Genomic DNA, 14,463 nt, shown 5'->3' on the forward strand with positions numbered 1-14,463 from the left:
AGGTATAAATTATGAATTCCTTAAAACAAGAACTGGATATTAATAATGAGCGGTATAGAATTATCGTGTCCGTAAAAGAGGATTATTTGGACGGTAAATTGTCACTGGAGGACGGGAATCGTATTCTGAAAGAAAAATTAGGTACTTGTACGCCTGATGAGTTTGCTTACGCGGAGCAGAGTTTAAAGGGCGTGTATAAGGATGGGGAAATTCTCGACAAGATGGATGATCTGCTGAATCTGTTTGATGGCGTACTGGTGCGCGCTGAGAATGAATATCCTGAAAATCATCCGCTGTGGGTGTATTTGGAGGAGATCAACGCCGTTGAAAAGGTGGCTGTCGAGGCCGATGAATTGTTGAAGCAGGATAAATTTATCAAGAATCCGTGGCTCGGTGTTTTTGATTTTCTTGCTCAATGGCGGACTCACTTATCCAGAAAGCAGAATCAGCTGTATCCGATGCTGGAGGATCATGGCTTTGACCGACCTACGCGCATCATGTGGACATTTGACGATGCGGTGCGTGATGCCATTTCCGCATCCTATGCATTGCTTCGTGAAGATAAATATGATGAGTTCCTGGCATCTGTACCGGAGACATTGGCTAAGTTACGCGATTTGAATTCCAAAGAGCTGGAAGTATTGTTGCCTACATCTTTCAAATTGCTGAGCGATGAAGAGTTCGTGCGCATGAGCAAGAATGACCATGAAATCGGGTACGCTATCATTAAGACTCCGGGACTTTATGTGGTGCCGGGCATCAACGATTCCGCTGCGCAACCGAATCAAAGCGGTTCTGCTCGGTGCGGCGCCGTATCTAATGAATTCCTGAATGATTTGGCAGGGCTATTGTCTAAATATGTAGGTCCTGTAGACGGTGCACCGGTCGGTAAGGATGCCGTTCTCGATGTTGCTACAGGAAAGTTGACCCTGGATCAGATCAATTTAATCTTTCGCCACTTGCCTGTAGATTTATCCTATGTGGACGAAAATGAACTCGTTAAATTCTACAGTGATACGGCGCATCGGATTTTCCCTCGCAGTGCCAATGTTATCGGACGCGAAGTGAAGAATTGTCATCCTGCGAAATCTGTACATATCGTGGAGGAAATCGTTGAAAAGTTCCGTTCCGGCGAACAAAGTCAGGCTGAGTTCTGGATCAATAAACCGGGTTTGTTTATCTATGTTATTTATACCGCTGTGCGTGATGAAAAGGGCAAGTTCCGCGGTGTTTTGGAAATGATGCAGGACTGCACGCATATTCGCGAACTGGAAGGTTCCCGCACATTGTTGACATGGGATAAGTCCGATTACGTAGGTGACGGCGGCTCGGAAAAATCCTTGGCGTTAAAAGCGGCGGAATCGGTGGCAGAAGAACCGTTGGCAGTCGATGCGGGCGGATACGTTCACATCGATGAGAAAACGACATTGTCCAAGCTGATCAAACATTCTCCGGATGTGGTGGATTATTTGGTTTCCTTGAATCCTAAATTTGAAAAATTGAAAACCCCTATGGTGAAAGTCATGGCGAAGGTGGCGACGGTTAAAATGATTGCGGAACGTGGAGATTTTGATGTGAACGACCTGATTGCCAAACTAAATGCATTCATCAATAATAATAGTTGACCTTTCGTATTTCCTATATTGTATATGTATAGGAGGTACCGTGCTATTGGGAGCGTATGGTATATCCTGGTTACAGCCGCATGTTGGTGTAAGTACTGGCATGCGGCTTTTGCCGGTTTAATTATGTTGCACTAATTAATAGTAAATACACAATATTAAGGGCGCGCCGGTTGTTTTATGTATACAAACTTGATAGAAAAGGGTAAAATAAGTATTAATGAGAGTATTGGCTATTTTCATACTTTCACAGATGAAATCATGTATATATTAAAAGGTGAGGATTTAGATATTATGTCGACGAGACGCGTTTGGAAACAAAGTGAAATCAAAACAAACCCATTATTTTCGAAGTTACGCAGTACGATTGAAACCGCATTTTATGGAAATAATGTAGAACCGGTTACCTCTGTGGCACAAGCGTATCAGCTGGCTTCTGAAGAACCGGGTGTCATCGTCCTCGATATGCCTGTACATAAACCCCTGGAGCAGGGCTTACCGGCCGATGCGAAGGTGCTTGTTACGAATGACGGCAAGACGACGGGGCGTTACGCAAAGGCTCGTCGTATTATCGGTGATGAAGGTATTGATGAAATCGAACTTGCCAATATTGCGCGTGACGCCGTGTATGACAGTCGCGGTAAGGAATGGATTGCTGCACAGGTTATCGTCGGCCTCGATAAGAAATTTACCGCCCGTGCTCACTTGATGATTCCGAAAGATCATGCATCCATTTTATATTCCTGGGTGATGAACTTTAAATTTTTTGATGCTGCTGTAAAAGAATTCTATAATGAAAGCGAAGATATTCCCGAAGGAGATATCTATATTTACTCCGACCCTGATTATGTGGTTCCCGGTCATCCGGGCGGACTTGCGATTTTTGATCCTGCTCATAACTGCGCGATGATTCTCGGCATGCGTTATTTCGGGGAACATAAAAAAGGCACCCTTACATTGGCGTGGTCTTTGGCGAATCGCTTCGGCTATGTCGCCTGTCATGGAGGTATGAAGCGCTATAACCTGGACGGCGGCAAGACGTATACCATCGGTGTGTTCGGTCTGTCCGGTTCCGGTAAATCCACGTTGACTCATGAAAAACACAATGGTCGTTACGATATTTCCATTTTGCATGACGATGCGTATATCATCAATACGAAGGATTTGAGTTCGATTGCGATGGAGCCTACGTATTTCGATAAAATGCAGGATTATCCTGTAGAACATCCGGCGAATGAATTCCTGTTGACCTTGCAGAATGTAGGGGTGACGATGGATGAAGAGGGCCGCAAGGTCGTATTGGCTGAGGATGTGCGCAATAACAACGGTCGTGCCATTAAATCTCAATTCTGGACGGACAATCGCGTAAATTATGTAGGTGAACCTGTCAATGCCATCGTATGGCTCATGAAGGATAAAACATTGCCGCCGATTCTTAAGATATCCGACCCTGTGTTGGCGTCCACCATGGGGGCGACGTTGGCGACGCGTCGTTCTACGGCTGAAAAACTCGACGCGCACGTGGATCCGGACGCACTCGTTATTGAACCGTATGCAAATCCGTTCCGTACCTATCCATTGGTTCGTGATTATGAAAGCTACAAAAAACTCTTTAAAGAGTGCGGTGTGGACTGCTTTATCATGAACACGGGATTCTTCCTGGAAAAGAAAATTCCTAAGGAAGTGACGTTGAATTTATTGGAACAATTGGTGGAAGGCAATTTGGACTTTAAACCGTTCGGTGCGTATGAAAATCTTTCCTACGTTGAGATACCGGGCTTTGAACCGCCATTTGAAGTGCGTGAATACCATCATCAGTTACATCAGGCTTTTGAGTTCCGTTATGACTATGTGGAAAAACTCATCGGTCATAAGAACGAATTACCGGAAGAAGTTATGAATGTACTTAAAACATTAATGTAATAATAAAAGAAGGGCTGTATCGGCTGCGAATGTATCGCAGCCGGTGCGGCCCTTCTTATTATTGTTTATATAATCATATACCCATATATACCCAAATTATAGCATTGTATATGCATACCAAAACGATATCATCACATATCAAAAAGATATCATCATATATTGAAACTATATTATTTTACATAATGAATATGGCAAGGTTAATTCCCTTGGTTTAGTGGAAATTAATTTGTTCACAAATTTATGAATATAAGCTGAATAAAGTGATGCAAAAACATTGTTGTTATCGGATTTATAAATGTATATGTGAAAAAATTTTCTCAAAATATAATTGACAAATGTCCGCGCAGAAAATATACTTATAGTAAATTAAAACATATCTATAAGATAGGCTTTAAAATCCATGACTATGGTAGTATTAACTATGAATTGTGGTGAGGATTATGTTCCTTATTGTTAATGCTTGGCCTATGTAGGTCACAAGGAGGTTTACTATGAGTAAAGATGCAGAAAATAAAAATGCCCATAAACATCAACATTGTCATTGTGGAGGGCATCATCACGGACATGATCATGAAGACCATCATGACCATAATCATACGGACGATCATGAACATGGTCATCAGCATAAGCATGGTCAAACTCATGATGATAGTCACGAACATGTACATAATCATGACCACGATCATGATCATAGCCATGCCAAAGCTTTGCCTACGGATAAATGGGTGCCGCATACCCATGAGCCCGGCGTGCCTCATGAACATGGTGTAAACGATTATTTGAAAGCCGTTGCGGAGTATCGCAAAACATGGCCTACAAAACAGGATGTAATCGAACAGACACCGGATCCGGCGGTTCGTGAAATGATTCTTCGTATGGAGCAGATCGGTTGTGACACGGTTTTCGACCGTTTCGATAAACAGCAGCCGCAATGTGCATTCGGTATTGCCGGCGTATGTTGTCGCATATGCTTTATGGGACCCTGCAAGATTACGCCTAAGAGCCCTCGTGGTGTCTGCGGCGCGGATGCGGATCTTATCGTTGCCCGTAACATGACCCGTGCCGCTGCAGGCGGGTTGACTCAACATGGTGCACATGCGCGCGAAATTTTGATTTCTCTGAAAGCGGCTGCTAACGGTGAATTGGATATTCCTATTTTAGGAGAAGAGAAAATCCGTACCGTATGTAAGGCGTTCAACATTCCTGAGGAAGGGCGCCCGTTAAATGACGTCGCTAACGATTTGGCGGATGTGTTGCTGGAAGACTTGAGTCGTGCTCTTCCGGGTGAATATAAAACGATTACGGCGATGGCACCTGCTGAACGCCGCGAAGTCTGGAAAAATTTGGATATCTTACCTATTTCCGCATACAATGAAGCCTTTGATGCATATCATCGCACCTGTGTCGGTACGGATGGCGACTGGGAAAGCAACATGAAGCAATTCCTGCGTTGCGGACTGGCTTTCACATTTACCGGTGTAGTGGCGGCGGATATCGCTACGGATGCGCTGTTCGGTCAAGGCGGCCGTCGTACGTCCAAGGTTAATATCGGAGCCCTTAAAAAAGGTTATGTAAATATCGCCGTACATGGTCATTTGCCGACGCTGGTATCTCAGATCTGCACGATCGGTGCATCTGAAGAATATCAGGAAAAAGCTAAGGCTATCGGCGCAAAAGGTATCCAGTTCTACGGTATCTGCTGCTCCGGTTTGTCCAGCATGTATCGGTATGAAAATGTTATTCCGTTGTGTAATGCTATCGGGGCAGAGCTCGTGCTCGGTACGGGCGCACTCGATTGCTGGGTAGCGGACGTACAGGATGTGTACCCAGCTATCATGGACGTGGCGCGTTGTTTTAATACAAAGGTGATTACCACATCCGATGCGGCTCGTCTGCCGGGTGCGGAACATATCGGCTATGATCACCATCATACGAATTTGGCGGAAACGAAAGCGTTGGCACGGAAAATTTTGGATCGTGCCCTTGAAGCTCATGAATTGCGTAAAGGCATGCCGGTATTTATTCCTCCATACGAAATTACGGCTGAGGTCGGCTTCTCTCCGGAATCCACGGTTAAACATTACGGTTCTTTCAAACCGTTAGCGGAGGCTTTAAAATCCGGTAAGGTTCGCGGTATCGTCAATGTAGTCGGTTGTTCAAACCCTCGTGTTATTTATGAAAAAGCGACCGTTGATATCGTTGATGAACTCATTAAAAACGGCTGTATCATTTTAACGAACGGTTGCGCATCATTCCCGTTGATGAAGCTGGGCTATTGTAATACAGATGCTATTAAGAAATGTAGCCCTGCGTTGCAGGAATTTCTAGGTGATGATCAACCGCCGGTATGGCATGTCGGTGAATGCGTGGATAATGCCCGTTCATCGGGTATCTTCGGCGGTATCGCCGCTGAGCTGGGCCTTAATTTGCCGCAGTTGCCGTTTGCCATGTCCAGTCCTGAATGGTCCAATGAAAAAGGTATCGATGCGTCTCTCGGCTTCCGCTTGATGGGTATCAACTCCTATCATTGCGTTGAACCGCCTACGCAGGGGTCCGATGCCGTTACAAAATGGCTCAAAGAGGATACTAAAGACATTTTAGGGTCTGTTATGTATGTAAATACCGATCCTAAGAAGGTAGCTGAAAAAATCTTGGCGGATATCGATGACAAACGTGCCGCTTTAGGTTGGGTAGCAGTAAAATAGTTTATCCTTTTGATAAATTATAATTTGTAGTTAAGTATAAAAACACCCTCTATAGATCTTGTAGTTATTATGACTATTAGACTTTAGAGGGTGTTTTTTATTGTTTGTGGATAGATTTTTTACTAGTCTTGTATTAGCCGTAGTATAATGTACTAATTGTTTTAGACCTATTAAAGTGTGATGGTTTCACCATCTTCAGGCACTGCTACATGGCTTTCAATGTTGGTGCCTTTGATAAATTTGTGCACATCCTTACGGCTTGTTGCTGTATGATTAACTGTATCCATGTGAACAGCGATGATTTTAGCCTCTGGTTTGCGTACCACCATGCGGCCAATATCTTTTGTACCCATAATAATACTATCTTCAAAGCCTAAAATTTGAGCATATCCTGTATTCATAATAATAACGTTAGGGTCAAAACGAAGCAGTGCCTTTTCTACATCGCTTGTCCACACTGTATCGCCTACAAGGTAAACTGTTGGTTCGTCCTGTGCTTCAAAAATAACGCCCATCGCATCGCCTGCTAATGGTGCGAGAATTGGATTCGCATACATTTCTACAGTGCCGTGAGAGCCACCTGTTTTTCTCAATGTGATACCATTAAACTCTAGATTTTCAAAAATGATGCGTACATCATTAAAGCCTTGTGACGTAATAAGTTCTTTGTCCGCTGTATTTTGTACAAAAATAGGAAGTGATTTTGGAATAGATTTAATTGCCGTATCATCCCAATGATCGAGATGTGTATGTGTAACTACTGCTGCAGTTATATCGCTTAATAGATTGTCTATTGATACAGGCAAATCAACCATAGGCATTCTCTGTTGATAGTTAAATGTTCCTTCAAAGCCAGGATAAGTATCTTTTGGTGCTAAGAATGGATCAATAAGAAATGTTGTGTTTTTTATTGTTAATTTTCCCGTTGCATTTCGAATGTGAGTATATTGAGTCATGGCTATCTCCTTAATTGAATTACTATTGATTTAATTGAATAGATTACTATTTGTAATCTATTCAATTAGTGTACCTTGTTTTGTTATACTAGTCTCAACAATAATTAATACTCTGTTTATTAATAGACACATTGTATAAAAGTGTCTATATTGGAGGTTTTATGATAACTCGAAAAGAAATGACACGTATGTTGTTAAAAGAAGGGTTGCTTGGCTGTCTAGAGAACCATTCTTTTGAGTCTGTAACAGTAACATTGTTGTGTAAAACGTCAGGTATAACTCGTTCTACTTTTTATTTACACTATAGTAATATTATGGAAATTGTTGATGATTTAGTGGATGATGCAATCGCTTATTCAAACTCAGAAATGGTAGATAATAATAATTTACAAACTATAGCTAAAACCTTATCAGCTGCTTCTGATTCTGTTTCATTGAGAGAAGCATACGATTCTATTTTTGATAGACTGCCGTTATGTCAGCGTATTATGCGACATAAAAAGTATTTACCCTTATTTTTAGATGAACAAATTTCAGAATATGTATTACAACGTATTATACGGCGTGAAAAAGATCGGCAAGGGCTCGTTATGGCAGAAGCACTTGGGGTTTCATTTGATGTGGGCGTATCTATTTTTTTATTTTTAGTACACGGACTATATGCCGTTAATAAAGAATACAAGTGGTCTCAAAGCGATGAGTGGTTAGAAGCTCAGAAAATTATTTTTGAACTCGTTTATCGTGGTTTACAAAGTAAATAGTCTTCATATTCGCTTATGTTTTAGTATTCTGTGAAGTTTTTATACAACGAAAAAAGACTCCATACGGAGTCTTTTTCATGTAAGGGGAGTGTTAGTATTAATATCAAATGACCTGATGTATTTAAACAAGTAGTAGGTTTGGGGTTAGTATTACTTGTCGGGAGATAAATACATCCAAAGTAACCAGGGAATTGTTACCTTCGTCTATCATTTGACATTATTATAATACGCAATAGAAATGAACAGAAAATGAAAATATTTTAGAAATTTCTTTTATGTTTTTCATATTTCTTTCATATTTAATAAAAATTGATGATAAATTTTAATCATTGTTGATAAATGGTATCTTCTTTTGGTATTATATAGAAAGGGGAAAGTCGTATACTTTATAAAGGGTTGATCAGCTTCAGTCTTTTATAAAATATATGGTTCATGTAGTAAGAGAGGAGTAGTCCTATGAGGAAAATATTTACCATATTGTCTCTTTTGTGGCTACTCAGTACAGACGGAACTGTTTTGGCAACGGAATGGTACTACGTGGGGGCTGATGCATCCGGTAATCAACTGTTCATTGATAATGACAGCGTTCAAAAAAGTAAGTTTGATGCATTGTTATGGTTGCGCGTCAATGAGCTGAGTGGTGACGAATTACGTTATAAAGTGTATATAAGTCGATATAATTATACAATGGAGACGATTACGGTGGATGCCTATATGCCTGACGGTACGCCTTATCAGAACGTGAATTATAATGAGGATCCCGAGCCTATTGAGGGAAATACGAACGGACAGGCTATTTATAATTTATTATGGAATTAAACAGGTTTATTATGAAATAAAAGGAATCGTCCGGCACAGCAAGCCGGACGATTCCTTTTATATATGTAAATAATGTATAAACCGGATTTTTTATATCATTGAAGTTTCAGGGTTGAGCGACAGTCCGGCTTAAGCCCAAATCCTGAAGCATTTGAAGGTCGTCTTTCGGAGAACGGCCGCCGGTTGTTAAATAACCGCCTACCATGATACCGTTTAGACCGCCTTTCAATGCATAGGCCTGCAGGTCCCGTAGATTTACTTCACGACCGCCGGCAGTGCGAATTAAAGCTTTCGGCAAGATAAATCTGAATACGGCGAAGGTACGTAGGATTTCAAGCGGAGGCAACGCCTCGTTACTTTCAAATGGTGTGCCTTTAACAGGATTCAAAATATTTAACGGCACAGAATCAACGCCTAAACGTTTAAGTTCATATGCCATTTCTACGCGTTGTTCCAGAGTTTCGTTGAGGCCTAGGATGCCGCCGGAGCAGACGCGGATGCCCGCTTTTTGAGCGTTGTTGATGGTGCTCATTTTATCTTCGTATGAGTGTGTGCTGCAAATATCCCGGAAGTGGCTCGGTGCCGTTTCGATATTGGAGTGATATCGTGTAACACCGACCTTCTTCAATTTGACAGCCTGATCGTAGTTCAATAGACCGAGTGAGCAGCAGATTTCAAGACCCATTTCATTTTTGATGCGATCCAGAATGTGTATGATTTGTTCAAATTCGTTGGGGTTATTTGTATTGCGACCGCTCGTTACGATGGAAAAGCGGATTGCACCGGCCTCTTTAGCTTTGCGTGCCGCGTCGAGAAGGCTTTCTTCATCCATAAACGGGTATTCCTGAACCCCTGTATTGTGGTGTGCCGATTGAGCACAGAATTTACAGTTTTCGGGACATTTACCGGACCGTGCGTTTACAATGGCGCATACATCAACTGAATTGTCATTGAAATGTTGGCGTATTTTATCGGCCATCGCAAGTAGAATCATAGTGTCATCGTCTGAGGTGTGAATCAGTTCTATGGCTTCTTCCCTTGTGATTTCACCGCCGTTCATGATGCGGTTTGCAATGGTAAGAATTTTTTCGTATGTTCCCGCTTGGGATGATTGTTGAGCTATAGGTAATGCCATACTAGCCTCCTGATATATTGTTAACCTAATTTTAATCGTAAAATATTGACAATTTGATTGTAAACTTTTACGGATACATTTGTCAACTTTATAAATGAAATAGTTAACAAATGTGCAGGAATGCATTTTTTATATGAGGAGATTGATAGTTATTTCTAACTAATATCCATCGTTTTATAGTATAATAAAATATTGTAAATATATAATTTTTGACTAATGGTACTGACACAAAGGAGTGAATATAGATGCAGCCGTTTCGATTTATACACTGTGGTGATCTGCATTTAGGCGCACCCTTTCAATATGCGACCGGTATGAGTCGTACCGTTGATCGCATGGTGAGTGAGGCGACGTATACCGCCTTTAACAATATTGTAGATACAGCGATTGATGAACAGGTTCACGCCGTTGTTATTGCCGGCGATATTTATAATAGTGAAGATCATAATCTGGAGGCACAGGTGCGATTTGTGCGTGCCCTTTACAGATTGGCGGAGCATCGCATTCCTGTGTACATGGTGCAGGGAAATCATGATCCTGCTGAAAGTTGGCAGGCACAACTGCAAATGCCGAATAATGTGCATGTGTTTTCCGATACGCAGGTACAACGTTTTCCGCTGCTCGTCAATACTATAGAAATCGGCGGTGTTTACGGTATCAGCTGTGGACATGGTAATGAAGGCGATAATTTCGCTAATCAGTATCGTGCGTTTGAACGTGATGAATTCTCTCTCGCCGTTATGCATGGTACGGTGGGATCCAGTAAAGGTGCGGAAAATCATGATGTAATCGGTCCGTGCAGCTTAGGTGATCTGGCGGAGGCTGCCATGGATTACTGGGCGCTCGGTCATATCCATAAAGCACAGGTGCTCAATGAAGAGCCGATGGTCGTGTATGCGGGCAATCCGCAGGGGCTGCATCGTAAAGAGGTAGGGCCGAAGGGATGCTATCTGGTGTCCGTATCGCATAACGGTCATTGTGATCTGCGTTTCATCGATACCTGCGCCATTCGTTTTGAAGAAATCAGAATCGATATCGCAGGCATGCAGAATGAAGCTGATTTCATGGAAATCCTGCGCCGTAAGAAAGATAATTTACGCAAACAGTATAAGAAACCGATTTTATTATCTATTGTGTTGACCGGTACGGGACCTTTACATCGCCTTTGCGCTCAGGAGTCGATACGCAAGTTGTGGCTTGAGGAGTCGCAAGGGGAAGAACACGGAAAATCCGTTTTCGTCATGCCGTACCGAATGATTCCGAGTACGCGACCGGCCGTTAATTTAGCGCAGCGTCGTATGTTATCCGATGTGGTCGGTGATTACTTGCGTGCCTATGACGATATGGTATCTGCCGGCGGTGTCGGCGAGGCGCAACGTATCATGGCGGAACGTCCTGAATTTAAACGGTTGGGACCTTATGCGGAACTCTTGACTGATGAATTGTTGCAGCGCGCTTTGAAACGCTGCGAATTGGAAGGTGTTACGGTGTTGATGGGGGCTAACGATGAACATTAAACGCATACGATTTGATGAATTTGGCCCGTATCGGGACTGGTCGCTTACTGCCGGATCCAATGGGGTTCAGCTTTTATACGGTCCGAATGAAAGCGGTAAAACATCCCTTTTGGAGGGGCTTCGTACGCTGCTTTTCGGCGGCACGCATAAAACGTACGGCCCCATGAACGGTTCCGTTGATATAGAACGCGACGGTGAAAGCTATTATATCGGCCGTAAGGGTAAAGAATTGAGCTTTTACAGCCCGGGAAATCCGGCCATTCATGAGGAGCCGTCCCAATATTGGTGGCATGGCATCGATAAGAATACATATAACCGCATATTCGCATTGACCCTTGATGATCTGCAAGGCCTCGATGTATTGCGCGAGGTAGAGGTGCGTTCACGATTTTTCGGCGCCGAAGGAGGCGAGAACTTGGGCTCTGCCGTAAAGAATGTGGAAAAAGGAGCCACCGATTTGCTGGTTGCGTCCTCAAACGGCAAGCGCCGCATCAATGTTCTGATGGATGAACTGAAAGAAAACCGTCAGAAATTAAGTCGGTTGTCTCAGCATGAGGCTCAGTATGTAGCCTTGGAGCGGGAGTTTCACAGTACGGAACAGACCGAAGCGGAACTGCAGAGTCAGTTGCAGGAGTGGAAGGATTATCGAGACGGTATTGATGTGGTGTTGCGGGCGTGGGATACATATAGACGCAGCGAAGAAGCGCGCATGCATATGCAGCAATATAACAGCGATTTGGCGCTCAGCCGGGACGAGTTTCTGCGTATTGATGAAGATATCAGACGGGCCCGGGAGAATATGAAGTTATGGCAGGAAAAGGAAGCGTCCTTGATGCCGGAGAACTTCAGCCCCGACAGCCCTTTCGGTATATATGGGCAAGATATTGAAAATCTTATCCACCAAGGTGCTAAATGGGAGCAGTTGCGCAGTGAATGTGAAGAAGGGGATACATACATCCGGAAGGTCAAGGAACAGCTTGAATTTTCCCGCACCTTATATTCCACATGGCGCGATGATGAGCCTATGCCGGATACTGTCAACTGGGCTGAGGGTGAACGATTGGCAAGCCGATTGCGTACGGCTAAAGACCAGCTGTTACATTGGCAGGACCGCAAGCCGTCTGAAGTCGGTGATACATCAGCGCATCTGGAACATCAATCAACATCAGATGACGGTGATGAAAATGCTGCAAAACGAGGAGCCCTGGAAGCTGAATTACAACGTATTTTGGCGGAGATGGATCTCGTAGATGAAAAGCTTGAAGAGTATGATGGCGAATTACAGCAGACACAATTGCCGAAGTGGTTGCAACGCATCGGCGGCATCGGTGCCGTCGTGGGCGTTTTGCTTGTCCTGGTCGGTCTGGTGGCGTTGGAATCCGTCTTATATACCGTAGGCGGATTTGTGCTGATTCTTTTATCGATGGGGCTGTTCTGGTATGCATCGACGATGCGTCATGACGGAAGTACGGATACATCTAAGTTGAATTATCAGCTGGAGCTCCTGCTATCCCGTAAATCCGATGTAGAGCATCAGCTTGATGCGCTGGATCAGGTGGCAAGCTCCAGAGAGCAGGCCGGAGCCAATTCTTCGGCTGCTGCGTCGTTGGACAGATGGACTCAGGAAGGCCTCACGTTACAATCCATATATGACGAATCTTATAAAGCATGGCAAAACTGGTTGCCGCAAGGGGCCGCTAAAAGTCTAAGTGAAGATGATTTCTTCGGACTCAAGCAGGAGTATGACCAATATCAGGAGCAGCTAAGGACTATTGAAGGCTATGAAAAACGCTTGGAGGAACACAAGGAAGGGTTGCGTCTCATCGAGGATCAGGCCATGACCTTGTGGTATAACCTCGGCGTAGAGACCCCTGTGTCTCCGACGGAGTTGAAGCGCATATACAATCAGTACAAGAACTTTCAGCAAAATAAAATCCGTTGGGAGCAAAAGGAAGAGCAGCGCAAAAGTTTCCGTAACGAATACGACAACTGGCATCGCAAGGAAAAGGAACTGCTGTTGCGTCAGAAAGAGTTGTTGCATAAGGCGGGTATGGATAGTTCCAATGAATACCGTCAGCATCTCATCGATGAGGATCAGTATAAACAGTGGCAGACTATTTATAAACAAAGTCAGGTGCAGCTCGATTTGTTGGCACCTGATGCGGAAAATAAAGATTTGTTTTACCGTCGTCTGCATGAAGGCAATAAGGAAAACTGGCTTGATGAATTAGCTCACTCGGAACGGGAAATGACGTCCATTGAGGAAAAACTGGCCAATCTCTATGAAAAAAGAGGACGAATTGTAGAATCCATGCGGGCGCTCGGATCCGACCAGGAGCAACATCAGGCGTTACAGGAACGCCGGGAGCTGCAGAGTCAGTTGGAGGATGCTCTGGAAGACTGGGCTACGCAGGTTCTCATCAGTCATTGCATGGAACGGGCACAGCAGTCGTATGAACAGGAAAAACAGCCTCATATGCTGGAATTGGCATCGTCCTATGTGGAGCGTCTGACGGGCGGTAAATATACGATTGATATGATGGGTATCAATGAAGGCATAGCACTGGTTAATACGAATGGTGAACGATTGGAACTGAAATTCTGGTCCAGCGGTCTCGGAGATCAGGTGTATCTGGCGTTGCGACTTGCGTTGGCAAAGGTTTTTTCCTATCAGGTGGAAGCGTTGCCGATTATTCTTGATGATATTCTGGTTCGATTTGATGAATCGCGGCAGAAAAAGGCTTTGGAATTGTTGGCCGATATCGGTGCGGATCAACAGATTTGGCTCTTTACGTGTCAACGCAGCGTGTATGATATGGCGCAATCCGTTGCGGGTATCGACTATCATCAATTGCGCAAAGTGTAAGTATCTGATTTATTGCAATATATTGAGCAGTACATATAAATTAATTTGTAAGGGAACTTTCACAAAGGGAATTTTCATAAAATTGAAAGTTATATCGGAGTGTAACCGAAGTAATAGTTTTGGATGGATGCCTGTGCTAGTATATAGACAATACAGCGA

At 43.5% G+C, this 14,463-nt stretch carries 9 protein-coding genes; 7 read left to right on the top strand and 2 right to left on the bottom strand.

Annotation, left to right across the window (positions count from 1 at the left end; all coding sequences use genetic code 11):
- Positions 1-11: 11 nt before the first annotated feature.
- The 3 genes from CKV62_RS01105 (at position 12) to cooS (ending at position 6,250) form a co-directional block, all read left to right on the top strand.
- Positions 12-1,625, top strand: coding sequence for a DUF438 domain-containing protein (locus tag CKV62_RS01105; protein ID WP_095064996.1), 1,614 nt, complete (start codon positions 12-14; stop codon positions 1,623-1,625).
- 291 nt (positions 1,626-1,916) lie between these two features.
- Positions 1,917-3,545, top strand: coding sequence for a phosphoenolpyruvate carboxykinase (ATP) (locus CKV62_RS01110; RefSeq protein ID WP_095066684.1), 1,629 nt, complete (start codon positions 1,917-1,919; stop codon positions 3,543-3,545).
- Positions 3,546-4,036: 491 nt separating this feature from the next.
- Positions 4,037-6,250: an anaerobic carbon-monoxide dehydrogenase catalytic subunit gene (gene cooS / locus CKV62_RS01115; RefSeq protein WP_095064998.1), complete on the top strand. Its 2,214-nt coding sequence runs from the start codon at positions 4,037-4,039 to the stop codon at positions 6,248-6,250.
- A 170-nt stretch (positions 6,251-6,420) separates the two neighbouring features.
- On the opposite strand, the gene CKV62_RS01120 is transcribed toward cooS, so the two are convergent.
- A complete protein-coding gene (locus CKV62_RS01120; protein ID WP_095065000.1) occupies positions 6,421-7,206 on the bottom strand; it encodes an MBL fold metallo-hydrolase in 786 nt (261 codons plus the stop codon).
- A gap of 161 nt (positions 7,207-7,367) precedes the next feature.
- Here CKV62_RS01120 and CKV62_RS01125 point away from each other — a divergent pair, with 161 nt between their 5' ends.
- Together CKV62_RS01125 and CKV62_RS01130 are read left to right on the top strand one after the other, a co-directional pair.
- Entirely contained in the window at positions 7,368-7,967 is a 600-nt protein-coding gene (locus tag CKV62_RS01125; protein ID WP_095065002.1) for a TetR/AcrR family transcriptional regulator, read from the top strand.
- Positions 7,968-8,423: 456 nt separating this feature from the next.
- Positions 8,424-8,786: a hypothetical protein gene (locus CKV62_RS01130; RefSeq protein WP_095065004.1), complete on the top strand. Its 363-nt coding sequence runs from the start codon at positions 8,424-8,426 to the stop codon at positions 8,784-8,786.
- A 106-nt stretch (positions 8,787-8,892) separates the two neighbouring features.
- On the opposite strand, the gene bioB is transcribed toward CKV62_RS01130, so the two are convergent.
- Positions 8,893-9,921: a biotin synthase BioB gene (bioB, locus tag CKV62_RS01135; RefSeq protein ID WP_095065006.1), complete on the bottom strand. Its 1,029-nt coding sequence runs from the start codon at positions 9,919-9,921 to the stop codon at positions 8,893-8,895.
- A 245-nt stretch (positions 9,922-10,166) separates the two neighbouring features.
- Here bioB and CKV62_RS01140 point away from each other — a divergent pair, with 245 nt between their 5' ends.
- Positions 10,167-11,438, top strand: a complete 1,272-nt coding sequence (locus tag CKV62_RS01140) for a metallophosphoesterase family protein (protein WP_095065009.1) — start codon at positions 10,167-10,169, stop codon at positions 11,436-11,438.
- On the top strand, positions 11,428-14,304 hold the full coding sequence (locus tag CKV62_RS01145; RefSeq protein WP_095065011.1) for an ATP-binding protein: 2,877 nt from the start codon (positions 11,428-11,430) through the stop codon (positions 14,302-14,304). Before CKV62_RS01140 ends, CKV62_RS01145 begins: the two co-directional genes overlap by 11 nt.
- The last annotated feature ends 159 nt before the right edge of the window (positions 14,305-14,463 follow it).

Source organism: Veillonella rodentium, assembly GCF_900187285.1.
Taxonomy (GTDB): Bacteria; Bacillota; Negativicutes; order Veillonellales; family Veillonellaceae; genus Veillonella; species Veillonella rodentium.

Excerpts from the sequence above, each read along its gene's own strand:
- CKV62_RS01105 (WP_095064996.1), top strand. The coding sequence starts at position 12 with ATGAATTCCTTAAAACAAGAACTGGATATTAATAATGAGCGGTATAGA.
- CKV62_RS01110 (WP_095066684.1), top strand. The coding sequence starts at position 1,917 with ATGTCGACGAGACGCGTTTGGAAACAAAGTGAAATCAAAACAAACCCA.
- cooS (WP_095064998.1), top strand. The coding sequence starts at position 4,037 with ATGAGTAAAGATGCAGAAAATAAAAATGCCCATAAACATCAACATTGT.
- CKV62_RS01120 (WP_095065000.1), bottom strand. The coding sequence starts at position 7,206 with ATGACTCAATATACTCACATTCGAAATGCAACGGGAAAATTAACAATA.
- CKV62_RS01125 (WP_095065002.1), top strand. The coding sequence starts at position 7,368 with ATGATAACTCGAAAAGAAATGACACGTATGTTGTTAAAAGAAGGGTTG.
- CKV62_RS01130 (WP_095065004.1), top strand. The coding sequence starts at position 8,424 with ATGAGGAAAATATTTACCATATTGTCTCTTTTGTGGCTACTCAGTACA.
- bioB (WP_095065006.1), bottom strand. The coding sequence starts at position 9,921 with ATGGCATTACCTATAGCTCAACAATCATCCCAAGCGGGAACATACGAA.
- CKV62_RS01140 (WP_095065009.1), top strand. The coding sequence starts at position 10,167 with ATGCAGCCGTTTCGATTTATACACTGTGGTGATCTGCATTTAGGCGCA.
- CKV62_RS01145 (WP_095065011.1), top strand. The coding sequence starts at position 11,428 with ATGAACATTAAACGCATACGATTTGATGAATTTGGCCCGTATCGGGAC.